Source organism: Methylobacillus sp. DLP286 (assembly GCF_056636515.1).
This window is the reverse complement of the sequence record NZ_CM153145.1, coordinates 2,264,468-2,287,872: the sequence shown is the minus strand read 5'-3', so window position 1 is coordinate 2,287,872 and position 23,405 is coordinate 2,264,468. Positions and strand designations below refer to the sequence as shown.

The 23,405-nt window shown below is 55.6% G+C and carries 23 protein-coding genes; 20 read left to right on the top strand and 3 right to left on the bottom strand.

All coding sequences use genetic code 11. The annotated features are described in order from the left end of the window. The first annotated feature begins 27 nt into the window (after positions 1-27). Entirely contained in the window at positions 28-1,683 is a 1,656-nt protein-coding gene (gene yidC, locus ACWXTG_RS10815) for a membrane protein insertase YidC (protein ID WP_480219896.1), read from the top strand. Further along, positions 1,670-3,010: a tRNA uridine-5-carboxymethylaminomethyl(34) synthesis GTPase MnmE gene (gene mnmE, locus ACWXTG_RS10810; RefSeq protein ID WP_309565983.1), complete on the top strand. Its 1,341-nt coding sequence runs from the start codon at positions 1,670-1,672 to the stop codon at positions 3,008-3,010. The genes yidC and mnmE overlap by 14 nt, the downstream gene beginning before the upstream one ends. A gap of 56 nt (positions 3,011-3,066) precedes the next feature. Here mnmE and ACWXTG_RS10805 read toward each other — a convergent pair whose 3' ends face one another. After that, a complete protein-coding gene (locus tag ACWXTG_RS10805) occupies positions 3,067-4,083 on the bottom strand; it encodes a choice-of-anchor A family protein (RefSeq protein WP_309565982.1) in 1,017 nt (338 codons plus the stop codon). 318 nt (positions 4,084-4,401) lie between these two features. Between ACWXTG_RS10805 and mnmG the strand changes: the two genes are divergently transcribed. The 16 genes from mnmG (at position 4,402) to ACWXTG_RS10725 (ending at position 19,745) form a co-directional block, all read left to right on the top strand. Then, positions 4,402-6,306: a tRNA uridine-5-carboxymethylaminomethyl(34) synthesis enzyme MnmG gene (gene mnmG, locus ACWXTG_RS10800; protein ID WP_480219895.1), complete on the top strand. Its 1,905-nt coding sequence runs from the start codon at positions 4,402-4,404 to the stop codon at positions 6,304-6,306. Next, the gene (gene rsmG, locus ACWXTG_RS10795; protein WP_309565980.1) at positions 6,303-6,926 is read left to right on the top strand and encodes a 16S rRNA (guanine(527)-N(7))-methyltransferase RsmG; all 624 of its coding nucleotides are present in this window, start codon (positions 6,303-6,305) and stop codon (positions 6,924-6,926) included. The genes mnmG and rsmG overlap by 4 nt, the downstream gene beginning before the upstream one ends. Positions 6,927-6,957: 31 nt before the next feature. Then, the gene (locus ACWXTG_RS10790; protein WP_309565979.1) at positions 6,958-7,746 is read left to right on the top strand and encodes a ParA family protein; all 789 of its coding nucleotides are present in this window, start codon (positions 6,958-6,960) and stop codon (positions 7,744-7,746) included. An 8-nt stretch (positions 7,747-7,754) separates the two neighbouring features. Continuing rightward, entirely contained in the window at positions 7,755-8,615 is an 861-nt protein-coding gene (locus tag ACWXTG_RS10785; RefSeq protein WP_309565978.1) for a ParB/RepB/Spo0J family partition protein, read from the top strand. Positions 8,616-8,724: 109 nt separating this feature from the next. Continuing rightward, entirely contained in the window at positions 8,725-9,111 is a 387-nt protein-coding gene (locus ACWXTG_RS10780; RefSeq protein WP_309565977.1) for an ATP synthase subunit I, read from the top strand. Positions 9,112-9,122: 11 nt separating this feature from the next. After that, a complete protein-coding gene (gene atpB / locus ACWXTG_RS10775) occupies positions 9,123-9,926 on the top strand; it encodes a F0F1 ATP synthase subunit A (RefSeq protein ID WP_309565976.1) in 804 nt (267 codons plus the stop codon). Between the two features lie 60 nt (positions 9,927-9,986). Further along, positions 9,987-10,259, top strand: a complete 273-nt coding sequence (gene atpE, locus ACWXTG_RS10770; protein WP_011480965.1) for a F0F1 ATP synthase subunit C — start codon at positions 9,987-9,989, stop codon at positions 10,257-10,259. Between the two features lie 72 nt (positions 10,260-10,331). After that, the gene (locus tag ACWXTG_RS10765) at positions 10,332-10,802 is read left to right on the top strand and encodes a F0F1 ATP synthase subunit B (RefSeq protein WP_309565975.1); all 471 of its coding nucleotides are present in this window, start codon (positions 10,332-10,334) and stop codon (positions 10,800-10,802) included. A gap of 20 nt (positions 10,803-10,822) precedes the next feature. Continuing rightward, a complete protein-coding gene (locus ACWXTG_RS10760) occupies positions 10,823-11,359 on the top strand; it encodes a F0F1 ATP synthase subunit delta (RefSeq protein WP_309565974.1) in 537 nt (178 codons plus the stop codon). A gap of 9 nt (positions 11,360-11,368) precedes the next feature. After that, positions 11,369-12,910 carry a F0F1 ATP synthase subunit alpha gene (gene atpA / locus ACWXTG_RS10755; RefSeq protein ID WP_309565973.1) on the top strand — a complete coding sequence of 514 codons (1,542 nt, stop codon included), beginning with the start codon at positions 11,369-11,371 and terminating at the stop codon, positions 12,908-12,910. A gap of 28 nt (positions 12,911-12,938) precedes the next feature. After that, positions 12,939-13,814, top strand: a complete 876-nt coding sequence (gene atpG / locus ACWXTG_RS10750; RefSeq protein ID WP_309565972.1) for a F0F1 ATP synthase subunit gamma — start codon at positions 12,939-12,941, stop codon at positions 13,812-13,814. A 62-nt stretch (positions 13,815-13,876) separates the two neighbouring features. Continuing rightward, the gene (gene atpD, locus ACWXTG_RS10745) at positions 13,877-15,274 is read left to right on the top strand and encodes a F0F1 ATP synthase subunit beta (protein ID WP_309565971.1); all 1,398 of its coding nucleotides are present in this window, start codon (positions 13,877-13,879) and stop codon (positions 15,272-15,274) included. 42 nt (positions 15,275-15,316) lie between these two features. Further along, a complete protein-coding gene (locus ACWXTG_RS10740) occupies positions 15,317-15,742 on the top strand; it encodes a F0F1 ATP synthase subunit epsilon (protein WP_309565970.1) in 426 nt (141 codons plus the stop codon). A gap of 158 nt (positions 15,743-15,900) precedes the next feature. Further along, positions 15,901-17,214, top strand: coding sequence for a bifunctional UDP-N-acetylglucosamine diphosphorylase/glucosamine-1-phosphate N-acetyltransferase GlmU (gene glmU / locus ACWXTG_RS10735; protein WP_480221230.1), 1,314 nt, complete (start codon positions 15,901-15,903; stop codon positions 17,212-17,214). 1 nt (position 17,215) lies between these two features. Then, complete coding sequence (gene glmS / locus ACWXTG_RS10730; RefSeq protein WP_309565968.1) at positions 17,216-19,048, top strand: glutamine--fructose-6-phosphate transaminase (isomerizing); 1,833 nt, start codon at positions 17,216-17,218, stop codon at positions 19,046-19,048. Between the two features lie 37 nt (positions 19,049-19,085). Then, positions 19,086-19,745: a DUF2490 domain-containing protein gene (locus tag ACWXTG_RS10725; protein WP_309565967.1), complete on the top strand. Its 660-nt coding sequence runs from the start codon at positions 19,086-19,088 to the stop codon at positions 19,743-19,745. A gap of 134 nt (positions 19,746-19,879) precedes the next feature. Here ACWXTG_RS10725 and ACWXTG_RS10720 read toward each other — a convergent pair whose 3' ends face one another. Both ACWXTG_RS10720 and ACWXTG_RS10715 read right to left on the bottom strand, forming a co-directional pair. Next, positions 19,880-20,125 carry a hypothetical protein gene (locus ACWXTG_RS10720; RefSeq protein ID WP_309565966.1) on the bottom strand — a complete coding sequence of 82 codons (246 nt, stop codon included), beginning with the start codon at positions 20,123-20,125 and terminating at the stop codon, positions 19,880-19,882. Positions 20,126-20,578: 453 nt separating this feature from the next. Then, positions 20,579-20,944 (bottom strand): four-helix bundle copper-binding protein, encoded by a 366-nt coding sequence (locus ACWXTG_RS10715; RefSeq protein WP_309565965.1) that lies wholly within the window; start codon positions 20,942-20,944, stop codon positions 20,579-20,581. Between the two features lie 313 nt (positions 20,945-21,257). Here ACWXTG_RS10715 and ACWXTG_RS10710 point away from each other — a divergent pair, with 313 nt between their 5' ends. Beyond that, positions 21,258-21,980 carry a response regulator gene (locus ACWXTG_RS10710; protein WP_480219894.1) on the top strand — a complete coding sequence of 241 codons (723 nt, stop codon included), beginning with the start codon at positions 21,258-21,260 and terminating at the stop codon, positions 21,978-21,980. Then, positions 21,977-23,386 (top strand): ATP-binding protein, encoded by a 1,410-nt coding sequence (locus ACWXTG_RS10705; protein ID WP_309565963.1) that lies wholly within the window; start codon positions 21,977-21,979, stop codon positions 23,384-23,386. The genes ACWXTG_RS10710 and ACWXTG_RS10705 overlap by 4 nt, the downstream gene beginning before the upstream one ends. Positions 23,387-23,405: the final 19 nt, after the last annotated feature.

Sequence of the window (23,405 nt, the reverse complement as noted above, 5' to 3'; positions counted from 1 at the left end):
TGGCCCATTAAATAGATTAAGAGATTTATGGATACCAAGCGCCTGATTCTGTTTGTTGTTTTTTCATTTTCCATCCTCATGCTATGGGATTCGTGGCAGCGCGATCAAAAGCCTGCTACCGTGCCTGCGACGCAGACAGCCCAACATGCCGAAGATGGCAGCGTTCCCCAGGCCGCCAAATCCGCTACGCCAGCTGCAGGCCAGGCGAGCCTTCCTGTCGAAACCGGGTTCCGCCTGCAGTCCGCAGAGCGCATCAATGTAGAGACCGACCTCTACAAGGCCAGTATCGACACGATCGGGGGCGACCTGCGCCGCCTGCAATTGCGCGAGCACAAGGACGACGAGGACCTGACCAAGGACTTCGTGCTCATGGACGACCAGTCGGCCCCTATGCTTTATGTCGCGCAGACCGGCCTCATCGGCAACGACCTGCCTACCCACAAGGCGACATTCACGAGCGAATCTACAAGTTACCAACTTGCCCAAGGCGCTGACAAGCTGGATGTGCGCCTGTCCTGGAAAGGCGATAACGGGGTGGAGGTCGACAAGATCTATACCTTCCGCCGCGACAGCTATGCGATTGAGGTCAGCTATGAAATCCGCAACAACGGCGAAGCTGCGATCGATCCTTCCGTGTACTACCAGATCGTGCATGACAACCAGTCGCACCAGGGCTCGTACATGATGCCGACCTTCACCGGCGGCGCTTATTACACCGAGGCTGACAAGTACAAGAAGCTGAGCTTCTCCGACATGTCCAAGACCAACCTTTCCAAGAACGCGAGTGACGGCTGGGTCGGCTTGGTGCAGCATTATTTCGTCAGCGCCTGGATTCCCAAGGACGGCCTGGCGCGCGAGTTCTACTCCAAGAAGCTCTCAGATAACATCTATTCGATCGGCAGCGTCAGCCACCTCGGGAACATCGAGCCCGGCCAATCCGTGGAATTAAAGTCGCGCCTGTATGCCGGCCCGCAGACGCAAAGTGAACTGAAGAGCGTCGCGCCCGGCCTGGAATACACTGTGGATTACGGCTGGCTCACCGTGATTGCCTCGCCGTTGTTCTGGATCCTGTCTTCGATCCAGAAACTGGTGCATAACTGGGGCGTTGCGATCATCCTGCTGACTATCCTCATCAAGCTGGCTTTCTACCCGTTGTCGGCGGCCAGCTATCGTTCCATGGCCAACATGCGCGAACTGGCTCCTCGTCTGCAGCGTTTGAAGGAACAATACGGCGACGACAGGCAGAAGCTGCACCAGGCCATGATGGAAATGTACAAGACAGAGAAGATCAACCCGATGGGCGGCTGCCTGCCCATCCTGGTGCAGATCCCGGTATTCATTGCGCTCTATTGGGTATTGCTCGGCAGCGTGGAAATGCGCCATGCGCCGTTCATGCTGTGGATACAGGACTTGTCCGCGGTCGATCCCTATTATGTGCTGCCTATCCTCATGGGCGCTACCATGATCATTCAGACCAGGCTGAACCCCAAGCCTGCCGACCCGGTGCAGGCCAAGGTCATGACCATCATGCCTATCGTGTTCAGCGTGTTCTTCTTCTTCTTCCCCGCCGGCTTGGTGCTGTACTGGCTGGTCAACAACATCCTCTCCATTGCACAGCAATGGCAGATCAACCGCACCATCCACAATGCGGCGGTGAAAAAGAAGGGAAATGCGCGTCGTTGATACCATTGCCGCCATTGCCACTGCTCCCGGGTCCGGGGGCATTGGCGTGGTGCGTATCTCCGGCCCTTCCAGCCAATCCATCGCCGAGGCGGTGCTAGGCCACTGCCCTGCCCCGCGCCATGCCGCGTATCTTGCCTTCCGTGACGAACACCATGCCCTGATCGACCAGGGCATTGCCATTTACTACCCGGGACCGCACTCCTACACCGGCGAGGATGTGCTCGAGCTGCAGGCGCATGGTGGCCCGGCCCTGATGCAGATCTTGCTCAAGCGTTGCCTTGCACTGGGCGCGCGGCAGGCGGAGCCCGGGGAATTCACACGGCGCGCTTATTTGAACGACAAGCTGGATCTGGCCCAGGCCGAGGCCGTGGCCGACGTGATCAATGCCGCAACCGAAGCTGCGGCACGCAGCGCCGTCAAATCCTTGTCCGGTGAGTTTTCTGCCAGAATTCACGGCCTGCTGCAACAGTTGATCGATTTGCGGCTCTATGTCGAGGCATGCCTGGATTTCCCCGAGGAAGACATCGATTTCATCAGTCAGGGGCGCGTCGCTGAAAAACTGGCAAATGTGGCGGCAGGATTGGATGCCGTATTTCGCGAGGCCAAGCAAGGCAATTTATTGCGCGAGGGTTTGCAGGTCGTATTGGTCGGCCAGCCCAACGTCGGCAAATCCAGCCTGATGAACCAGCTGGCGGGCGAAGAAGTGGCGATTGTAACCCCGATTGCCGGCACCACACGCGACACGATTAAAAATTCTATACAAATCAATGGTATACCTTTGCATATCATTGATACTGCCGGTCTGCGCGAGACGACGGACGAAGTCGAACAACATGGCATCGCCCGAACATGGCGAGCTCTAGAAAGCGCCGGTGTTGTATTATTATTGATTGATGCAGCTCATGGTATTGGAAATGTGGAAAAATCGATCCTGGAGCGATTGCCGCAGTTTTTGCCCAAAATCTGGGTTCACAACAAAATAGACCTCGAATCGACAACGCCAAAAATCGAATACAAGGATGGCGAATCCCATATTTATCTTTCCGCCAAGACCGGCGCTGGTGTGCAATTATTGCGCCAGCGCCTGCTGGAAATTGCAGGCTGGCAGCCCAGCGGCGAAGGGGTGTTCATGGCAAGAAGCCGGCACCTGGTGGCCTTGAATACGGTACATGACCATCTTGAAACTGCCTCGGGGCTGCTCATGCAGCCGGAATTGTTTGCAGAAGAGTTGCGGTTGGCGCAGGACGCATTGAATACCATTACCGGCGAATTTACCCCGGATGACCTGCTTGGGGAGATATTCAGCCGCTTCTGCATCGGCAAGTGATCAACCAATAAAAAAGCCCGGATGACCGGGCTTTTTTATTATTGAGACAATACTGCTTATGCGCGGCGGCGTGCGGCAAAACCCAGCAATCCCAGGCCCAGCAGGAACATGGCGTAGCTGGAAGGTTCCGGTACCGCAGTTACCGGAATGTCGCCAGTGAACGCATATTGATGGATCTGGCCGCGTTGGACCAGGTTGTTGACGTATACATTGCCTTCGATATCCGCCCAGTTGGTCAGGGTGGCATCAACCGCCAGGATGGAGCCTCCAAACTGGCGTCCCAGATCCACAGTCTCGGCATTGTAGAAGTTCCAGATGACATTGCTGGCAATCTGTTGTGCCGAGCCGCCGAGGAAGTTGGCGGAAATATCGATGTCCTTCAAGCCGGAATTGATGACTACCGTGGTGGCGCCATTCAGGATGAAGTCGAATTCGCCCAGGCCGAAAATAGCCAATGCGTCTGCGTCGCTCAGGTTGAAAACCGCCAGGCCGGTGCTGTCCGCCGTGGCGGTGAAGGTGGCCTTCTGCGAAGTCCAGGCGACGCTGCTGTTGTCGTCCAATGACTTCAGGCTGTCAGAGGCGTTGCTGAGCACGCTGTAAAAGTCGGTGGAGCTTGCAGCAGCAATATTGGTATTCAGTTGCGAGTTGGGAGTCGCTAATTGGCCGCCATTGAAATTGATGTTGCTAGCAGTACCCGCAACATAGGCTGGGCCATTCAGGTATCCATTAGCTGCATTGCCAAGAATGGCTGTACTGCCTCCATCCACATTAGTGTTCGCCGAATTGCCGTTAATCACGGCACCTTGTGCGAGTACTTTTGCATTGGCGATATTGCCCTGTACTGTGAGGCCTGCATAGTCAGAAGCAGGAAGTGGACGATGCACATATTCACCTCCCGTTACATTGCCGCCTACCCAGGCGCGGCCATGCAAATGGGAGGTGGAATCGATATTGCCAAGCACGACAGCATTGAATTGTTGGAAGGTTTGGTTGGCATCAAGTGCAGCATGGACGCTGGCACTGAACAAAGCGGTTGCCGCGATTGCGGGCAACACAAAAGCACGAATTAACATAACAATCCCCGATAGTTTAATGAATGCTGCTATTTAAATAATTGCGACGCTGGTAGCGCCTGCTTATTCTCTGATTGCAGAGCAATACAGATTTGTATGGGCAGTAAAATATCACGCGGTGCCAAACAATTATATAGTCCGAATGGGTAGAAAAGACTCACAAAAACTCAGCAATTGTCAATTGTTCCACGTGAAACATTCATTGCTGTTGGTAAAACGTCGTCATTAGGCATGTTTCACGTGGAACAATGACTATTGTCACTGACAGAGCATGGCTTAATGCAGTATCATTCGAATAATTCTATATAAGTGCTTGTCATGCAATATCCCGAAAAATTTGATGTGATCGTTGTCGGCGGCGGCCATGCTGGAACGGAAGCGGCGCTAGCGAGTGCTCGCATGGGGCGAAAAACCCTGTTGCTGACGCATAATATCGAGACGCTTGGACAGATGTCCTGTAACCCGTCCATCGGCGGCATCGGCAAGGGTCACTTGGTCAAGGAAGTGGATGCGCTCGGGGGCGCCATGGCGGCGGCAACCGACGAGGGCGGCATCCAGTTCCGCATCTTGAATTCCAGTAAAGGGCCTGCTGTACGGGCAACGCGTGCGCAAGCCGACCGGGTGCTTTACAAGGCTGCCATCCGGCGCCGCTTGGAGAACCAGCCCAACTTGTGGCTGTTCCAGCAGGCGGTGGACGATATTATTCTCGAAGGCGAACGTGTCGCCGGCGTGGTGACGCAATTAGGCCTCAGGTTCGAGTCCAAGGCTGTCGTACTGACCGCAGGGACTTTCCTGGCAGGGTTGGTGCATGTCGGCTTGGCGAATTACCAGGCAGGACGGGCCGGCGACCCGCCAGCGGTGTCGCTCGCAGCGCGATTGCGAGAGATCGGCCTGCCAGCCGGACGCCTCAAGACCGGCACGCCGCCGCGCATTGACGGCCGCACCATCGATTACAGCGTCATGGCCGAGCAGCCTGGGGATACCCCTGTGCCGGTATTTTCCTTCCTTGGAAGCGCCGAGCAGCATCCAGCCCAGCTGCCGTGCTGGATCACATTCACCAACGAAAAAACCCACGACATCATCCGCAGCGGCCTTGACCGCTCGCCTATGTATACCGGTGTGATTGAAGGCGTGGGACCGCGCTATTGTCCTTCAGTCGAAGACAAGATACACCGCTTTGCCGACAAGGATTCGCACCAGGTGTTCCTTGAGCCGGAAGGCTTGACCACCAATGAAATCTATCCCAACGGCATATCCACCAGCCTGCCGTTCGATATCCAGTACCAATTGGTGCGTTCGATCAAGGGGCTGGAGAACGCGCATATCCTGCGTCCGGGCTATGCGATCGAGTACGATTACTATGATCCACGCGGGTTGAAAGCCTCGCTGGAAACCAAGGCGGTTCGAGGCTTGTTTTTTGCCGGCCAGATCAACGGCACCACCGGTTATGAAGAGGCCGCCGCGCAGGGCTTGCTGGCAGGCGCGAACGCGGCCCTGTACGCACAGGATAAAGAAGCCTGGTGGCCTACGCGCGACCAGGCTTATCTTGGCGTATTGGTCGATGATTTGATTACGAGAGGTGTGAGCGAGCCATATCGCATGTTTACCAGCCGGGCCGAATACCGTCTGATGCTGCGCGAGGACAATGCCGATATGCGGTTGACCGAGGCTGGCCGCAAACTCGGCTTGGTCGACGATGTGCGCTGGGAAGCCTTCCAGCGCAAGCAGGAGGCTATCGAGCGCGAGCAGCAGCGCCTGCGTCGCACGTTCATCCATCCGCAACATGTGCCGCAGGAACAGTTGCAGCAGGTGTTCGGCAAAGTGCTGGAGCGCGAATATTCCATGTTCGAATTGTTGCGCCGCCCGGAGGTGAGCTACGACGCATTGCTCACCCTGCCCCAGGCCGGCGAAGGCGAGACGGATCCGCAAGTGCGTCAGCAACTGGAAATCGCAGCAAAGTATCAAGGCTATATAGACAGGCAAGCCGAGGAAATCGAGCGCCTCAAGGATAGTGAGCACTATAAGCTGTCGCCGGATATGGACTACAGCGAAGTGCACGGGCTCTCGATCGAGGTGCAGCAAAAGCTCAACAAGCAAAAACCGGAAACTATCGGCCAGGCCGGGCGTATTTCCGGCGTCACTCCGGCGGCGGTTTCATTGTTGTTGGTACACCTAAAGCGCAAGAGCCGCAAAACAAGCAATACCGCGGACCAGGTGGCATGAGTTTGCAGGAAAAGCTGGAAGCCGGCATCCGGCAGCTGGGGCTTGAGCTATCTGCAGAAGTGGTCGAAAAACTGCTCGCCTATCTTGCCTTGCTGGCGAAATGGAACAAGGTGCACAACCTGACCGCAGTGCGCGATCCGGAGGAAATGGTCACGCTGCATTTGCTGGATAGCCTATCGGTATTGCCGCATGTGCCGCCGGGGCGGTTGTTGGATGTGGGTAGCGGCGCCGGCCTGCCGGGGATTGTCTTGGCGATCTGCCGGCCGGATTTGCAGGTGACCACCATAGATGCGGTGCAAAAGAAGGCCAGCTTCATGCGCCAGGCCAAGGCGGAGCTGCAGATCGACAATCTGCAAGTGGTGGCTGGACGGGTCGAGCAGCTCAAGCCGGAAGCGCTTTTTGATACCGTAATCTCGAGGGCGTTTTCCGAGATCGCCTTGTTCGTCAAGCTGACGAAGCACTTGATTGCCGAAGATGGGCTATGGCTGGCGATGAAGGGACAGATGCCGCAGGAAGAGCTGGAGGCGGTTGCGCTCAAGCCCTCGAAGATAACGTCGTTGACGGTGCCAGGGCTGGATGCCCAGCGTCACCTGGTTTTCCTGCCGGTGCGGCAGCTTTGATGCATTCAATACTAGTGGGATGGCTTAAATCATGAGGATTCTGGCAATTACCAATCAAAAAGGCGGTGTGGGTAAGACCACGACATGCGTGAACCTGGCAGCCAGCCTGGCGGCGACCAAGCGCAAGGTGCTCGTGATCGACCTCGATCCACAGGGCAACGCCACCACGGGCTGCGGCATAGACAAATCCAAGATGCAGCACACCATCTACCATGTGCTGATCGGCGAAAAGAGCCTGCGCGATGTCATGCAGCGCTCGGAGCGCGGGCGCTTCGATGTGGTGCCGGCGAACCGCGAACTCGCAGGCGCCGAGGTGGAGCTGGTCAACGAGTTTGCGCGCGAGACGCGCCTCAAATCGGCATTGGCGGAACTGGGCGATGCATATGATTACGTGCTGATCGATTGCCCCCCTGCCCTCAACCTCACCACGGTCAACGCGTTGACCGCGGCTCATGCGGTCATGATTCCCATGCAGTGCGAATACTACGCGCTCGAAGGCCTGTCCGACCTGGTGAACACCATCAAGAAAGTGCGTGCGCACCTCAATCCGCATCTCGAGATCGAGGGCCTGTTGCGCACCTTGTTCGATAACCGCAACACACTGGCGCAGCAGGTTTCCAATGAATTGGCGCAACACTTCGGCGACAAGGTGTACCGCACGGTGATACCGCGCAACATCCGCCTGGCGGAAGCGCCCAGCTACGGCGTCCCGGTGTTGCTGCACGACAAGGCTTCCAAGGGTGCCAAGGCATATCTCGCGCTGGCGGGGGAGATCATCAACCGGCATATCGTCAGCAATAGGCAAGTTGCAGCAAATTAGGAGTCACAATGGTTAAGTTGAAGGGTTTGGGGCGCGGGCTGGATGCCCTGTTGGCGGGAGATGTGGAGACGGTATCGGCCAATGATACGCCCAATACCTTGTCGGTAAGCCAGTTGCAGCCGGGCAAATACCAGCCTCGTACCCATATGGACCAGGCATCGCTGGCCAGCCTGGCGGATTCAATCCGCGCGCAGGGCATCATGCAGCCCATCCTGGTGCGCAGGGTGGCGGACGATAAGTTTGAAATCATTGCCGGCGAGCGACGCTGGAGGGCATCCCAATTGGCGGGCCTGTCGGAAGTGCCGGTGTTGGTGCGCGAGATTCCCGACGAGTCCGCCTTGGCCATGGCCTTGATCGAGAATATCCAGCGGGAAAACCTCAATCCGCTGGAAGAGGCGCAAGGCATCCAGCGCTTGATCAATGAGTTTGATATGACGCACCAGGCGGCGGCAGATGCGGTAGGACGTTCGCGCAGCGTGGTGACCAATCTGCTTAGATTGCAGAATTTGAATAAAAATGTGCAGGAAATGTTGATGCAGGGCCAATTGGACATGGGGCATGCGCGCGCCCTGCTGTCGCTGCCGGAGGCCAAGCAGATCATGGCGGCCGAGCAGATCGCCCAAAAACAGCTTTCTGTCAGGGAGGCAGAAAAGCTGGTCAAGCAATTAAGCGCCGAACCCCAGCAAAAGGCGCCCAAGACGGTGGATCGGGATGTGCTGCGCCTGCAGGAAGACTTATCGGAATTGCTGAGTGCGACGGTTGAGATCCGGGCCGGAAGCAAGGGCAAGGGCGAGGTCAAGATCCATTACGGAAGTTTGGATCAACTGGATGCGCTAATTCAGAGATTTAAGGGTGGAAATAGCAATTAAGCTTGACTTAATGCTGATTTAACAACAAAATCTCGGGATTTTACGGGTAGGGCAAAAATGCTCGGCTTTTCTTTTGCCCGTCATTTGTGAAACAGGGAATTCTCAAGGCATGGATGAACTACTGGCAAGAATGATCAAAAGACAGGTCTTTGCCACGTTGGTAGTCGCGGTGCTTGCGTTTGTCTTCCTCAACAAGTTTGGCGTCGGCCTTCATGGCGCATTTTCCGCGCTGGCGGGTGGTGGTTCGGCCATCTTGGGCGGCTTGGCCGCCAAAATGAAGCTGCGAAATAAGACAGCGGGGTTGGGCGCAGGTTCCGTACTGGTCAATATTTTGATCGCTGAGGCGATCAAAATCGCAGTGATCGCAATCACCCTGCTCTTGGTATTCAAGTTTTACGAAAAACTGGTTCCTATCGCGCTGATCGCAGGATTAGCGGCGGCGGCAATCATGTCTGGTGCAGCAATTTTTGCAATTAATGAGAAAAACAACGCTTAAGGTTTGAGGTTATGGCGACAGGTCAATTAACTCCTTCGGAATATATCGGGCACCACCTCTCTTTCAATACAAAGAGCGTCGGTGACGGCGGTTTTTGGGTATTGCACATGGATACCCTGGTCATGTCGATACTGCTCGGTGTTGTCGTGTTCGGCCTTCTCTGGTGGGTGGTGCGCGGCGCTACTTCCGGCGTGCCGACCAAGCGCCAGGCATTCGTCGAATTGCTGATCGAGTTCATCGACAACCAGGTCAAGAGCATTTTCCATGGCGACCGCCATGCTTTCGTTGCACCATTGGCATTGACCGTATTCGTCTGGGTACTGGTGATGAACGCGATGGACTTCCTGCCCATCGACATCATGGCGATTGTCTACGGCTGGCTGGGCCTGCATGAGTGGCGCAGCGTGCCGACTTCCGATATTAACGCGACTTTCGCATTGGCGCTGGCTGTCTGGCTGCTGATGATTTTCTTCAGCATCAAGGTTAAGGGCCTGGGCGGCTGGATCCACGAACTGTTCTGTTCGCCGTTCGGCTCAAACCCGCTGGTTTGGCCTGCCAACTTTGCGTTCAACCTCATCGAATACATCTCCAAGCCTCTTTCACACTCCCTGCGTCTGTTCGGCAATATGTACGCGGGCGAGATCATTTTCCTGCTGCTCGGTATGTGGGCGGCAACCGGCCTGGCTGGCACCTTCTTCGGTGCGTTGCTGGGCGCTGGCTGGGCGATCTTCCATATCCTGATCGTCTGCCTGCAGGCATTCATTTTCATGATGCTGACGGTTGTCTACATATCCATGGCGCATGAAAGCCACTAATTAGTTTGCTGTAGTTGATTTTTTATCGTTAACACTCTCTAAAAGCCGAAAGGAAATTAAATGGAGAATTTGCAATTGTTGGCCATGATTCAAGCTTACACCGGTGTTGGTATCGGTTTGATCATCGGTTTGGGCGCAGCTGGTGCCTGTATTGGTATCGGCATCATGTGTGCAAGCTTCCTGGATGGCGCTGCTCGTCAACCAGAACTGATCCCTGCCCTGCAAGGCAAGGTATTCCTGCTGCTGGGTCTGATCGATGCTTCCTTCATTATCGGTGTTGGTCTGGCCATGATGTTCGCCTTTGCAAACCCATTGCTGAGCGTAGTCGCTTAACTGAGCCAGTTCTGGATTAAGTGTAAGTAATTAAACTTAAGTCTGACTGGATTTAACGGCTCGGGAGCAAATATGAATATCAACCTGACACTCATTGCGCAGGCTATCTCATTTGCCATTCTGATCTGGTTCACCACAAAGTTCGTGTGGCCATATCTCCTGAATGCAATCGAGACTCGCCAGAAAACCATTGCGGATGGTCTGGCTGCGGCTGAGCGCGGTAAGCAGGAGCTTGACGTGGCAACCCAGCGTTCCGCTGAAGTTGTCAACGATGCCAAGCAGAAAGCGACTTCCATCATCGCTCAGGCTGAAAAGCGTGCCAGCGATATTGTGGAAGAAGCCAAGGCGAATGCCAAAGCAGAAGGCGATCGTATTATCGCTGGCGCCAAGGCCGAAATCGACCAGGAAGTGAATCGTGCCAAGGAAGGCCTGCGTCAGCAAGTATCTACGCTGGCAATTGCTGGTGCCGAGAAGATCCTGCGCAAGGAAATCGATGCCAAGGCGCATGCTGACCTGTTGACCAGCATCGCAAACGAGCTCTAAGGAAGGAATGGGAGCACGATATGGCTGAAGCGATCACCATTGCGAGACCTTATGCGGTAGCGGTTTACCGCCTGGCCAAGGAAAAGAATGCGTTGGCAGACTGGTCGCAAATGCTTGCTCTTGCCGCTGCAGTGGCGGCAGATGAGCAAATGCGGGCGTTTATTGACAACCCCAAGGTTGATGCGGCTGAGTTGGAGCGCGTATTCCTCTCCGTTACTGGAGACAAACTCAACGAGACGGGCGTCAACCTGGTCAAGTTGTTGGTGGAATACGGTCGTTTATCCATCCTGCCGGAAATTGCCACTGCATTCGAAGACTTGAAGTCCCAGGAAGAAGGTGTGTTGGAGGCGGAGATTACCGCCGCCGCCCAGCCTAGCGATGCTGAGTTTTCAGCCATCGTGAAACGCCTGGAAACCAAGTTCGGCAAAAAGGTTGAAGCAAGCGTAAAAGTGGATCCGGCAATTATTGGCGGAATCAAAATTGTAGTCGGCGATACGGTCATTGACGCTTCAGTCCGTGGCCAATTGCAAGAGTTGGCCTACACGCTGAAAGGTTAGGAAAAAGTAATGCAATTATCTACGTCAGAAATCAGTGAACTGATTAAGAGCAGATTAGAGAATTTCTCCACCAGTGCTGAAGCGCGTACCCAAGGTACCGTGATTTCAGTGACTGATGGTATTGTCCGTATTCATGGCCTTTCCAACGTGATGGCCGGTGAAATGATCGAATTCCCAGGCAACGTATATGGTCTGGCATTGAATCTGGAGCGTGACTCCGTAGGTGCCGTGATTCTGGGTGACTACGAAAACATCACCGAAGGTGACACCGTCAAGTGTACCGGCAAGATCCTGGAAGTGCCAGTTGGTCCTGAACTGGTTGGTCGCGTAGTGAATGCGCTGGGTCAGCCTATCGACGGCAAAGGCCCGATCAACGCCAAGCTGACAGACAAGATCGAAAAGGTCGCGCCAGGCGTGATTGCCCGTAAGTCTGTTTCGCAGCCAGTACAAACTGGTATCAAGGCGATTGACTCCATGGTGCCAGTTGGCCGTGGCCAGCGTGAGTTGATCATCGGCGACCGCCAGACCGGTAAGACTGCGGTTGCTGTTGATGCCATCATCAACCAGAAGGGTCAGAACATGACCTGTATCTACGTTGCGATCGGCCAGAAGGCTTCCACTATCGCCAACGTGGTACGCAAGCTGGAAGAGCATGGCGCGCTGGAGTACACCATCGTCGTGGCTGCCTCCGCATCCGATCCTGCTGCCCTGCAATTCCTGGCGCCGTATGCCGGTTGTACCATGGGTGAGTATTTCCGTGATCGCGGCCAAGATGCACTGATCGTCTACGATGACTTGACCAAGCAAGCTTGGGCATATCGTCAAATCTCCCTGCTGCTGCGTCGTCCACCAGGCCGCGAAGCTTATCCAGGTGACGTGTTCTACATCCACTCCCGCCTGCTTGAGCGTGCCGCTCGCGTGAGCGAAGAGTATGTCGAGAAGTTCACCAACGGCGAAGTGAAAGGCCAGACCGGTTCCCTGACCGCATTGCCTATCATCGAAACCGCTGCAGGCGACGTTTCCGCGTTCGTTCCGACCAACGTGATCTCGATTACCGACGGTCAGATCTTCCTGGAAACCGACCTGTTCAACTCCGGCATCCGTCCTGCGATCAACGCTGGTATCTCGGTATCGCGCGTAGGTGGTGCAGCGCAGACCAAGGTCATCAAGAAACTGGGCGGCGGTATCCGTCTGGCACTGGCTCAGTATCGTGAACTGGCTGCGTTTGCGCAGTTTGCTTCCGACCTGGACGAAGTGACTCGTAAGCAGTTAGATCGCGGTCGTCTGGTCACTGAATTGATGAAGCAGGCGCAGTATCAGCCATTGTCTACTTCCGAAATGGCAGTAAGTTTGCTGGCAGCCAACAAGGGCTTCTTCGACGATGTGCCGGTTGCACGCGTATTGGCATTTGAATCTGCCCTGCACTCCTTCCTCAAGTCCAAGTACAAGAACATCCTGGACAAGATCGACAGCACCAATGACCTTGGTGGTGACGACGAGAAGGCTCTGGAAGCAGCGATTCAAGACTTCAAAGCAACCAACGCTTACTAAGCTTAAGTACAGACAGGCAGACTAGACAATGGCTGGTAGCAAAGAGATACGTAGCAAGATCAAGAGCGTAGAAAATACGCGCAAGATCACCAAGGCGATGGAAATGGTGGCGGCGTCCAAGATGCGCAAGGCGCAAGAGCGCATGCGTATGGCTCGCCCCTATGCGGAAAAGATTCGTAATGTGACAGCTCACCTGTCGCAAGCCAATCCTGAATACAAGCACCCTTTTATCGTTAAGCGCGAGAAGGTGGCAAACGTCGGCTTGATCGTCGTGAGTTCGGACAAGGGCTTGTGCGGTGGCTTGAACACTAACGTTCTCCGCCTTTCGCTGAATCAGATGAGCGCATGGGAAAACGAAGGCAAGAAGATTGCCTTGAGTGCCATCGGCAATAAAGGTTTGACTTACTTGAACCGTGTTAATGCCGATGTGAGATCCCATGTCGTGGGTCTTGGCGATACGCCAAACCTGGAAAAGCTGATTGGCAGCATCAAGGTGATGTTGGATGCTTATATCGCCGGTGAGATTGATCAACTGTATATCTCTTATACCCGCTTCATCAATACCATGAAGCAGGAAGCCGTCATTGAGCAGCTGCTACCGCTGTCTGATGACAAGCTGGATACCACCAACAAAACAGCAACAGGCCCTTGGGATTACATTTACGAGCCCGATGCCAAGGTTGTTATCGATGAACTGATGACACGTTATATCGAGTCTATCGTTTATCACGCCGTTGCTGAAAACATGGCGTCTGAACAAAGTGCCCGCATGGTCGCGATGAAGGCCGCTTCGGACAACGCGAAGACCGTGATTGGCGAATTGAAGCTGGTGTACAACAAGGCACGCCAGGCTGCGATTACCAAGGAAATTTCAGAGATTGTCGGTGGCGCGGCGGCTGTCTAGTCGTGCTGAACTGTAGCTTAGCTAAAGCTCAAAGAATTTAAGTATAGATTGAGGATACCAAGATGAGTCAAGGTAAGGTTGTTCAATGTATTGGTGCCGTGGTTGACGTCGAGTTCCCACGCGATCAGATGCCCAAGGTATATGACGCACTGATCCTGGATGAAGAAACATCCACGGCAGAAGCAGGTTTGACACTGGAAGTGCAACAGCAACTGGGCGACGGCGTGGTTCGCGCCATTGCCATGGGTTCCAGTGACGGTCTTTCCCGCGGTATGAAGGTGAAGAACACTGGCAGCCAGATCCAGGTTCCAGTGGGCCATGGCACCCTGGGCCGTATCATGGACGTGCTGGGTCGCCCTATCGATGAGGCTGGTCCTATCGAAGCTGACGAAAAGCGCTCCATCCACCAAAAGGCACCCACTTTCGAAGAGCTTTCCCCTTCCGTTGACTTGCTGGAAACCGGCATCAAGGTGATCGACCTGGTCTGTCCTTTCGCCAAGGGCGGCAAGGTCGGCCTGTTCGGTGGCGCCGGTGTGGGCAAGACCGTGAACATGATGGAGCTCATCAACAACATCGCCAAGCAGCACAGCGGTTTGTCCGTGTTTGCCGGCGTGGGCGAGCGTACCCGTGAAGGTAACGACTTCTACCACGAAATGAAGGACTCCAACGTTCTCGACAAGGTGGGCATGGTGTTCGGCCAGATGAACGAGCCGCCAGGCAACCGTCTGCGTGTAGCGCTGACCGGCCTGACCATGGCGGAGCGTTTCCGTGACGAAGGCCGTGACATCCTGTTCTTCGTCGACAACATCTACCGTTACACCCTGGCCGGTACCGAAGTATCCGCGCTGCTGGGCCGTATGCCTTCCGCCGTGGGTTACCAGCCTACGCTGGCTGAAGAAATGGGCCGCCTGCAAGAGCGTATCACTTCGACCAAGGTTGGTTCGATTACTTCCATCCAGGCCGTTTACGTACCTGCGGATGACTTGACCGACCCGTCTCCAGCGACCACCTTCCTGCACTTGGATTCGACCGTGGTGCTGTCCCGTGACATCGCTGCCCTGGGTATCTACCCTGCGGTTGACCCGCTGGATTCCACATCGCGTCAGCTGGATCCGCAAATCGTCGGTGAAGAGCACTACAGCGTGGCACGCTCCGTACAGTCCACACTGCAACGCTACAAGGAACTGCGCGACATCATCGCGATTCTGGGCATGGACGAACTGTCCCCAGAAGACAAGCTGGCCGTGGCCCGTGCGCGTAAGATCCAGCGCTTCCTGTCCCAGCCTTTCCACGTGGCCGAAGTATTTACCGGCGCGCCTGGCAAGTACGTGACACTGAAGGACACCATCAAGGGCTTCAAGGCGATTGTCGCTGGCGAATACGATCACCTGCCGGAACAGGCATTCTACATGGTAGGCGCGATTGAAGAAGCGGTTGAGAAGGCTAAGACTCTTAACTAAGAGCTTCTCAACTCATTTCTGCAAAGCGAAGGATAGGACGATATGGCATCGACAATACACCTGGATGTGGTGAGCGCGGAAGAGTCCATTTTCTCGGGCGAGGCGGAGTTTGTCGCCGCACCTGCGAAAATGGGCGAGGTAGGTATTTACCCCAACCACGCACCCTTGATCACCACCATCAAGCCAGGCGTGCTACGCGTTAAGGTCGCCAATAGCGGTGAGGAACAGGCCATCTATATTTCCGGCGGTTTGCTGGAAGTGCAGCCCGGCGTGATCACCGTATTGGCGGATACCGCGATCCGTGGCCACGACCTGGATGAAGCCAAGGCGATTGAAGCCAAGCGTGTTGCCGAAGAAGCATTGAGAAACAATGCCTCTGGCGTGGACTATGCGCGTGCGCAAGCTGAGTTGTCAGAAGCGCTGGCCCAATTGCAGACAATTGAGCAATTACGCAAGACGACGCACTAAACCTGCAAGTTTTGCTTGAGAAGGCAGCCATTTGGCTGCCTTTTTTCATTTATACTTTCAGTTAATTTTCAATGCTTGAACCGGACCAGAACTTGTCTCTTTCATCTCCCTCACCCAAGCTCAATATCGTGATTCTCGCAGCGGGCAAAGGCACCCGCATGCATTCCAGCAAGCCCAAGGTACTGCACACGCTGGCTGGTAAACCCATCCTTCAGCACGTGCTGGATACGGCACGCCAGCTCAAGCCCAGCAAGATCATCGTCATTTATGGCTTCGGCGGCGATGCAGTGCCGCAGGCCTTGCCAGCCGATGACATTACCTGGGTGGAACAGGCCGAGCAATTGGGCACAGGGCATGCCATGCAGCAAGCCCTGCCCCACCTCGAGGCTGATGCGAGGACATTGATCCTGCTCGGTGACGTGCCGCTGCTGGAAATGGCAAGTTGCGAAAAACTGCTCGCGCAGCAAGCCCCGTTGGCCTTGCTTACCGTCACCAAGCACAATCCTGCGGGCTATGGCCGCATCGTGCGCGAACAATCCTCGGTAAAGGCAATCGTCGAGCACAAGGATGCCTCGGAAGCGCAACGCGCGATCCAGGAGGTGAATACCGGCATCATGGCGGCGGAAAATGCCTGGCTGGAACAATGGCTCGCTCGCCTGGACAATCGCAACGCCCAGCAGGAATACTACCTGACGGATATCGTGGCATTGGCCGTAGCGGACGGCCAGGCGGTTGCCGCGACGCAGAGCGATGACGAGTGGCAGGTCACAGGCATCAACTCGAAACAGGACCTCGCGACGCTGGAGCGCGTCTATCAGCAGCGCTATGCGGCCAGGTTATTGGCGCAGGGCGTGACGCTGGCGGACCCTGCGCGCATTGACGTGCGCGGCACATTGACCGCCGGGCGCGATGTCGAGATAGACGTCGGCTGCGTGTTCGAGGGCGACGTGACCTTGGCTGACAACGTGCGGATCGGCCCTTATTGCGTGATCCGCAATGCCAATATCGGAGCCGGCACCGTATTGGCGGCTTATACCCATATCGACGATGCCAGCCTGGCGGCAGGCTGCAAAATCGGGCCCTACGCGCGTTTGCGTCCGGGTACGGCCCTGGCCGACCATACGCACGTCGGCAACTTCGTCGAACTGAAAAACACGCAGGTGGATACGGGCAGCAAGATCAACCACCTGAGCTATGTGGGCGACGCCACCGTAGGCAAGGACGTGAATATCGGCGCAGGCACCATCACCTGCAACTACGATGGCGTGAACAAGTCGCGCACCGTGATCGAGGATAGGGCATTCATCGGTTCCGACACGCAATTGGTGGCGCCCGTGACCGTCAAGGCCGGTGCGACCATCGCGGCCGGATCGACGATCACGCAGGATGCGCCGGCGGACATGCTGACCATGTCGCGTGTGCGCCAATTTACGATAGAAAACTGGAAACGCCCTGAGAAAGTGAAGAAATAAGATGTGTGGCATCGTAGGCGCAGTCGGTGCGCGTAATATTGTCCCGGTATTGATAGAGGGCCTAAGCCGCCTGGAATACCGCGGGTATGACTCAGCAGGGGTTGCCGTACTCAGCGAGGGTCATCTTCGTCGAGTACGTGCAGTGGGGCGCGTGGCGGAAATGCAGGGCAAGGCCCAGGCGGAAAACCTCACCGGGACGCTAGGCATCGGCCATACGCGTTGGGCCACCCATGGCGGCGTGACGGAGTCCAACGCGCACCCGCATATCTCGCGCGGGGAAATTGCCGTGGTGCATAACGGCATCATCGAGAACCATGACGAGCAGCGCCAGCGCCTGCAAGCGATGGGCTACGAATTCGAGTCGCAGACCGATACCGAAGTGATTGCGCACCTGATCCATCACTACCTTGCCCAGGATTTGGCATTGCTGGACGCGGTCAAGCATGCGGTCAAGCAGCTGACCGGCGCGTTCGCGATCAGCGTGGTGTCCATCCACTACCCAGGCCAGATGATCTGCGCGCGTCAGGGCTGTCCGTTGTTGATCGGCCTCGGGGAAGGCGAGAACTTCATTGCTTCCGACGTCTCCGCCGTGCTGTCCGTCACCCGCAACGTGATTTATCTCGAGGATGGCGATGTGGCGGATATCACCAAGGACAAGGTGATGATATTCGATGCCGCGGATCAGCTCGTGGAGCGCACCGTGCACCGCAGCGACCTCTCGCTGGCCTCGCTGGAACTGGGCCCCTACTCCCACTTCATGCAGAAGGAAATCCACGAGCAGCCGCGGGCGTTGACCGACACGCTGGAAGCCATCATCGACGACAACGCCTTCAGCCCGGCCCTGTTCGGCGCAGAGGCGGAAGCAGTGTTCAACGAGGTGGACAGCATCCTGATCCTGGCGGCAGGCACGAGTTATTACGCCGGCCTGACGGCCAGGTACTGGCTGGAGAGCATCGCGCAATTACCTACTTCAGTGGAAATTGCCAGCGAGTACCGTTACCGAAAATCCGTGCCCAACCCCAGGCAGTTGATCATTACCATCTCCCAGTCCGGCGAGACCCTGGATACCATGGAGGCGCTCAAGCATGCCAAGTCGCTGGGGCAACATTTGACGCTGGCGATCTGCAACGTGCAGGAAAGCGCCATTCCCCGGGCATCACGCCTGGTCTTGTATACCCGCGCAGGCGCCGAGATCGGCGTGGCGTCGACTAAGGCGTTCACTACCCAATTAGTGGCCTTGTTCACGCTGGCCGCGACGTTCGCCAAGCAGCGCGGCTTGCTGGGCCAGGAACAGGAGCAGGCCTATATCGATGAGTTGCGCCACTTGCCCGGCAGCGTGCAGTATGCGCTCAACCTGGAGCCGCAAATCCGCGAGTGGGCCAAGGCGTTCAGCAACAAGTTCCACGCCCTGTTCCTCGGGCGCGGCATGCATTACCCGATCGCCCTCGAGGGCGCGCTCAAGCTCAAGGAGATTTCCTACATCCATGCCGAGGCCTATCCTGCCGGCGAGCTCAAGCACGGCCCGCTGGCATTGGTGGACAAAAACATGCCCGTGGTGGTGATCGCCCCCAACGACGCCCTGCTGGAAAAAGTGAAATCCAACATGCAGGAGGTCAGTGCGCGTGGCGGCGAGCTATTTGTCTTTGCTGATGCTGACAGCAATTTTACCGGCAGCGAAGGCGTGCACGTGATCCGCACCCCCAGGCACGTCGGCGTGCTGTCCCCCATCTTGCATACCATTCCCGTGCAGTTGCTGGCCTACCATGCCGCCCTGCTCAAAGGCACGGACGTGGACAAGCCGCGTAACCTGGCTAAGTCGGTGACGGTGGAGTAACCCCGGGATGAAGCCAACGAGGGGTGTATGCTGTTTTTTGGGTTTGATATTGATCGCGGGCGTCCAGGGCGTGCGTGCGGATACCGAGATTGACCACGGCTATTGGTTCAACCTGCATTTGCAGGGCCGCTTGCCCACAGAACATTTCTACTGGAGCATGGATAACAACCCGCGCTGGCGTGAAAGCGGGCACCACCTCGACCAGCTGTATTTGCGGCCGTCGGTGTTCTACATGGCGGACCCCAAAACCAGCGTCTGGCTGGGCCATGACACCATCGTCAGGCATCCGGACGGCAAACCGGCCTCCCATGAATATCGGCTCTGGGAGCAATTCCAATACCAGTTCGATCCGGTCGCGACAGTGACGCTGTCCAGCCGGTCCCGGTTGGAGCAACGCAGGCGCGAGGGCTACCATGAGACGGGACACCGGTTGCGGCAAATGCTCAAGGCGGTCACGCCCTTATCGCTGCATCCCAAGCTGTCGCTGGTTGTTTCCGACGAGCTGTTCATCAATATGAACAATACTGACTGGGGAGCCAGGCATGGGATCGACCAGAACCGGTTTTTCGTCGGGCTCAATTGGAAACTCAATTCGTCCTCGAGCATAGAAACGGGCTACCTGAACCAATTCACCAACGCTCTGGCAAACAATCGCGACAGCCATATATTGACCACCACGCTGGGGTTCAAATTCTAGTTCGGCGATATTGAGTTGGAACGAGGCAGACCCTTCGCCGCGGGAAAAGTATGCTTGGATAAAGCAGAAGCATTATCTATTTTATCGGACAAGCCTGTGAGTACACTATTTGAAATCGCTAAACATTGATCGTATCAATAAAACCGGTCAGTAGCATAAATCACTAGCAGGGCTAGAAAAACTAGAAGAACTGCGATGGCTAGTATCATTGCCAACTTTTTCATGAAGCCTGGTTTATCAAATACCACGCCTTCTGCTTCCCTCACCCTCCTCTCTTCATCAAAATGCCATTTAATAGCAAAATAGGCTCCAATACCCAATACAATAAGCTTAAAAGCTCCAGCAAAGTATGGAAAGGAGTTAGCCCAACTGCCGTTCATTATCTATCTCCATCAAATTCAATATCGATTTTGCGGCAGCATAATCAAAGGTTCATGTTTAGTGCGCACCCAAAGCCAAGCTTTCTAGCTAGCGCAAGTCTACTGCTCGCGCTAGCTGTCCACAACTCTCTTTGCAATACCTGTAGTTATGGCGGTTTGCTAAATTAGCAAAAGCACTGGCACATTTATGTCCAAAACTGAGTTACACCAGTATGATATTTTAATACTCAGTTGTAGTTCGATTCAAACTTGGTAGTAGCAATATGTGGCGGGTGGTAAAGCATGTGTTTTAGCAGGAGTTTGGCCGCTTGTTGCCTATTCGTATGGCAGATATTGATCTGCATGATGATCTAGAAACGGGCTACCTGAACCAATTCACCAACGCTCTGGCAAACAATCGTGACAGCCATATATTGACCACCACCCTGGGGTTCAAATTCTAGGCCGGTGCATTTAACTCGAGCTAGGCAGACCCTCCACCCCGGGCGATGGGGATATTGCGTCAAGACATGCATTCAGGCATTCTTGGCAAGCGCGTGCACATTGCTGGCAGTGGCCTGCCTGATGCTGCGCGCATTCCTCCCCGCAGGTTTTGCATATTTCTGCGCAATCTTCCAGAATCAAATCGCTGAATTCGCTCTCCCGCTGCAGGAAATTGACAGCGAGCTGGCAAAACTCGGCACAGTCCAGGTCAAGCTGGATGCATCGCTGCAAATGATGGGGCGAACCTTCGGCCTGGCATGCCTCGGCACAATGCTGGCATGCCGCAATGCATTGCTTGAGTAATGGAATACAATCTTGCGCGGGATTGGTATGCATATTGTTTCCTCATGTTCCTGTGGAGTTTGACAATATATTCTAGAAAGCCCGCGAAGAGAGATTTATACGCATTCATCTCAAGTTCATGTCAGAATCAATGACTTAGAACGGCTGACCGAGCTCTCTTGGCGTTGTTGTCCTGCCTTGTCGCAACAGTTGTACTTCCTACGGCAGAGCGCCTAGCCAGGATCGCTTTGCTGGGTGTTGTCAGCCGTTCTTAAATCCTGCACGAGGCATCATAAAAGGGAATGGCTTGTTTTTTCGGCTGTTCTATAATGAACCCGCTGTTATTGTCCAGAATCCATTTATTTATATGAATAAGCAAGATCATATCCTGGTGGTCGATGACGACCACGAAATACGCGAGCTTTTAACCGATTATCTCCGCGATGCAGGCTTCAACGTATCGGAGGCCGCGAACGGGCGTGAAATGTGGCGGGTGGTGAACAAGGAGCCGGTCAACCTGATCGTGCTGGACTTGATGCTGCCGGAAGAGGATGGGTTGAGCCTGTGCCGGGAAGTGCGCGCGCAAGGCGATACGCCGATCATCATGTTGACGGCGAAAGGCACCTTGGTGGACCGCATCATCGGCCTGGAGGTCGGGGCCGACGATTATCTGCCCAAGCCGTTTGACCCGCGCGAGCTATTGGCGAGAATCAAGGTGATCTTGCGCAGGACCCGTACCGATACCGACAAGGCCGCCGCCGATGAGTTTCCCTATATCAGCTTCGAGGGCTGGCGTCTCGATACCCATGCCCGGCAGATGTTCTCGCCCGATGGCGTGATAGTGTCGCTGGGCAGCTCGGATTACATGGTATTGCGCGCGTTGCTCGAGCACCCCAACCGGCCCTTGAGCCGGGAGTTCCTGATCGAGCATGTCTATGGCAAGGACAGCCATGCGATGGACCGCTCGATCGACGTCTGTATCAGCCGCTTGCGGCACCATCTCGAACTGGACTCGCGCAACCCGAGTATTATTCGTACCGTGCGTAACGCGGGCTATATGCTGGCGAGCCAGGTCAAGCACGAAAAATGAAATGGAAATGGCTGTGGCCGGCTTCATTATTCGGCCGCCTGGTGATCGTGCTCGTAGCCGGCACCATGACGGCGCAAGTGCTGACCGGGTTCATCTGGTACGACATGAACTACGGCAAGGCGCTGGAAATCCCCACGCGCGTGCTCGCAGCCAAGCTCTCTGACAGCATCAGCCTGATCGAAATCAGCAAGGTCGAGGATGAGCGCTTGCTGATCCACAAGCTGAGCAATTCCATGTACCGCTTGTCGCCCGTGGATGCCCCTCCGCGCCTCAAGACCCTGAACACGCGCGATCGCGCGGTGGAGCTCTTGTTCAAGCACGTGTTCGAACAGGAGTTCGGCCGCTTGTTGCCCATCCGCATGGTGGATATCGACCTGCATGACGATCATGGCAGGGAGGCAGGCTGGCTGGACCTGTTCGAGTCGCACTACCCTTCCGCACATTTCGTCCTCTACGTGCAGCTCGATAGCGGCCAATGGCTGCAGCTGGACGCCTACGAAGGCCAGGCGGGCATGAGCATGGCGCCGCTCATGGACTTGTTCGACTACCTGTTCCGGATTTACTTCATCCGCATCATCGTGATCGTCGGCATCGCGTTGTTCGCCGTGCGGCAGATCATGCAGCCGCTGAACCGCCTGGCCGCGGCGGCAGAACGCCTGGGACGCAATATCTACAGCGCACCCCTGGACGTGGACGGTCCTACCGAAGTGCGGCGTTCCGCCAAGGCGTTCAACCTGATGCAGCAGCGGCTGATCGATACGGTGACGGAAAAAACCCGTTTCCTGGCTGCAATCTCGCATGACCTGCGTTCCCCCATCACCCGCATGCGCTTGCGCACGGAGCAGATCGACAAGCCATTGCTGCGCGAGAAATTCCGCCGCGATCTGGAAGACATGGAAACCTTGATTTCTTCCACGGTGGACTTCATGCGCGGGGTGGAGGTACATGAAAACCGCCATCCCATCGATATCAACGCCATGTTGCAAAGCTTGCAGATAGACGCGCAGGAAACAGGGGCCGAAGTGTCGCTTGCCGGCGAGGCGGCTCCCATCGATGGCTATGCCGTCAGCTTGAAACGCTGCCTGCAGAATTTGCTGGAAAATGCGATCCGCTATGGCAAATCCGCGCACATTGAAGTCATGGATGCCCCGAACCGGTTGCGCATCGCCATACGCGACCGCGGCCCTGGCATCCCTGAAAACCTGCTCAAGCAGGTGTTTGAGCCGTTCTACCGGGTTGAAACTTCCCGCAATGCGGCGACAGGCGGCTCTGGCTTGGGTTTGAGCATTGCCAAAACTATTGTGGAAGCGCATGATGGACAAATCCATCTGCGTAACATGGCTTCAGGAGGTCTTGAAGTGCTGATTGACTTGCCAAGGCAGTTTTCCGAACCTGCCGCAGAATAAAAATTGCGAGTAATGGGAG

What these genes read in the sequence shown, in the direction of transcription:
- mnmE (WP_309565983.1), top strand. Translation starts at nt 1,670, where the DNA reads ATGCGCGTCGTTGATACCATTGCCGCCATTGCCACTGCTCCCGGGTCC.
- atpD (WP_309565971.1), top strand. Translation starts at nt 13,877, where the DNA reads ATGAGTCAAGGTAAGGTTGTTCAATGTATTGGTGCCGTGGTTGACGTC.
- atpG (WP_309565972.1), top strand. Translation starts at nt 12,939, where the DNA reads ATGGCTGGTAGCAAAGAGATACGTAGCAAGATCAAGAGCGTAGAAAAT.
- glmS (WP_309565968.1), top strand. Translation starts at nt 17,216, where the DNA reads ATGTGTGGCATCGTAGGCGCAGTCGGTGCGCGTAATATTGTCCCGGTA.
- rsmG (WP_309565980.1), top strand. Translation starts at nt 6,303, where the DNA reads ATGAGTTTGCAGGAAAAGCTGGAAGCCGGCATCCGGCAGCTGGGGCTT.
- ACWXTG_RS10765 (WP_309565975.1), top strand. Translation starts at nt 10,332, where the DNA reads ATGAATATCAACCTGACACTCATTGCGCAGGCTATCTCATTTGCCATT.
- yidC (WP_480219896.1), top strand. Translation starts at nt 28, where the DNA reads ATGGATACCAAGCGCCTGATTCTGTTTGTTGTTTTTTCATTTTCCATC.
- ACWXTG_RS10740 (WP_309565970.1), top strand. Translation starts at nt 15,317, where the DNA reads ATGGCATCGACAATACACCTGGATGTGGTGAGCGCGGAAGAGTCCATT.
- mnmG (WP_480219895.1), top strand. Translation starts at nt 4,402, where the DNA reads ATGCAATATCCCGAAAAATTTGATGTGATCGTTGTCGGCGGCGGCCAT.
- atpB (WP_309565976.1), top strand. Translation starts at nt 9,123, where the DNA reads ATGGCGACAGGTCAATTAACTCCTTCGGAATATATCGGGCACCACCTC.
- glmU (WP_480221230.1), top strand. Translation starts at nt 15,901, where the DNA reads ATGCATTCCAGCAAGCCCAAGGTACTGCACACGCTGGCTGGTAAACCC.
- atpE (WP_011480965.1), top strand. Translation starts at nt 9,987, where the DNA reads ATGGAGAATTTGCAATTGTTGGCCATGATTCAAGCTTACACCGGTGTT.
- ACWXTG_RS10705 (WP_309565963.1), top strand. Translation starts at nt 21,977, where the DNA reads ATGAAATGGAAATGGCTGTGGCCGGCTTCATTATTCGGCCGCCTGGTG.
- ACWXTG_RS10785 (WP_309565978.1), top strand. Translation starts at nt 7,755, where the DNA reads ATGGTTAAGTTGAAGGGTTTGGGGCGCGGGCTGGATGCCCTGTTGGCG.
- ACWXTG_RS10805 (WP_309565982.1), bottom strand. Translation starts at nt 4,083, where the DNA reads ATGTTAATTCGTGCTTTTGTGTTGCCCGCAATCGCGGCAACCGCTTTG.
- ACWXTG_RS10780 (WP_309565977.1), top strand. Translation starts at nt 8,725, where the DNA reads ATGGATGAACTACTGGCAAGAATGATCAAAAGACAGGTCTTTGCCACG.
- ACWXTG_RS10720 (WP_309565966.1), bottom strand. Translation starts at nt 20,125, where the DNA reads ATGAACGGCAGTTGGGCTAACTCCTTTCCATACTTTGCTGGAGCTTTT.
- ACWXTG_RS10790 (WP_309565979.1), top strand. Translation starts at nt 6,958, where the DNA reads ATGAGGATTCTGGCAATTACCAATCAAAAAGGCGGTGTGGGTAAGACC.
- ACWXTG_RS10710 (WP_480219894.1), top strand. Translation starts at nt 21,258, where the DNA reads ATGAATAAGCAAGATCATATCCTGGTGGTCGATGACGACCACGAAATA.
- ACWXTG_RS10715 (WP_309565965.1), bottom strand. Translation starts at nt 20,944, where the DNA reads ATGCATACCAATCCCGCGCAAGATTGTATTCCATTACTCAAGCAATGC.
- ACWXTG_RS10760 (WP_309565974.1), top strand. Translation starts at nt 10,823, where the DNA reads ATGGCTGAAGCGATCACCATTGCGAGACCTTATGCGGTAGCGGTTTAC.
- atpA (WP_309565973.1), top strand. Translation starts at nt 11,369, where the DNA reads ATGCAATTATCTACGTCAGAAATCAGTGAACTGATTAAGAGCAGATTA.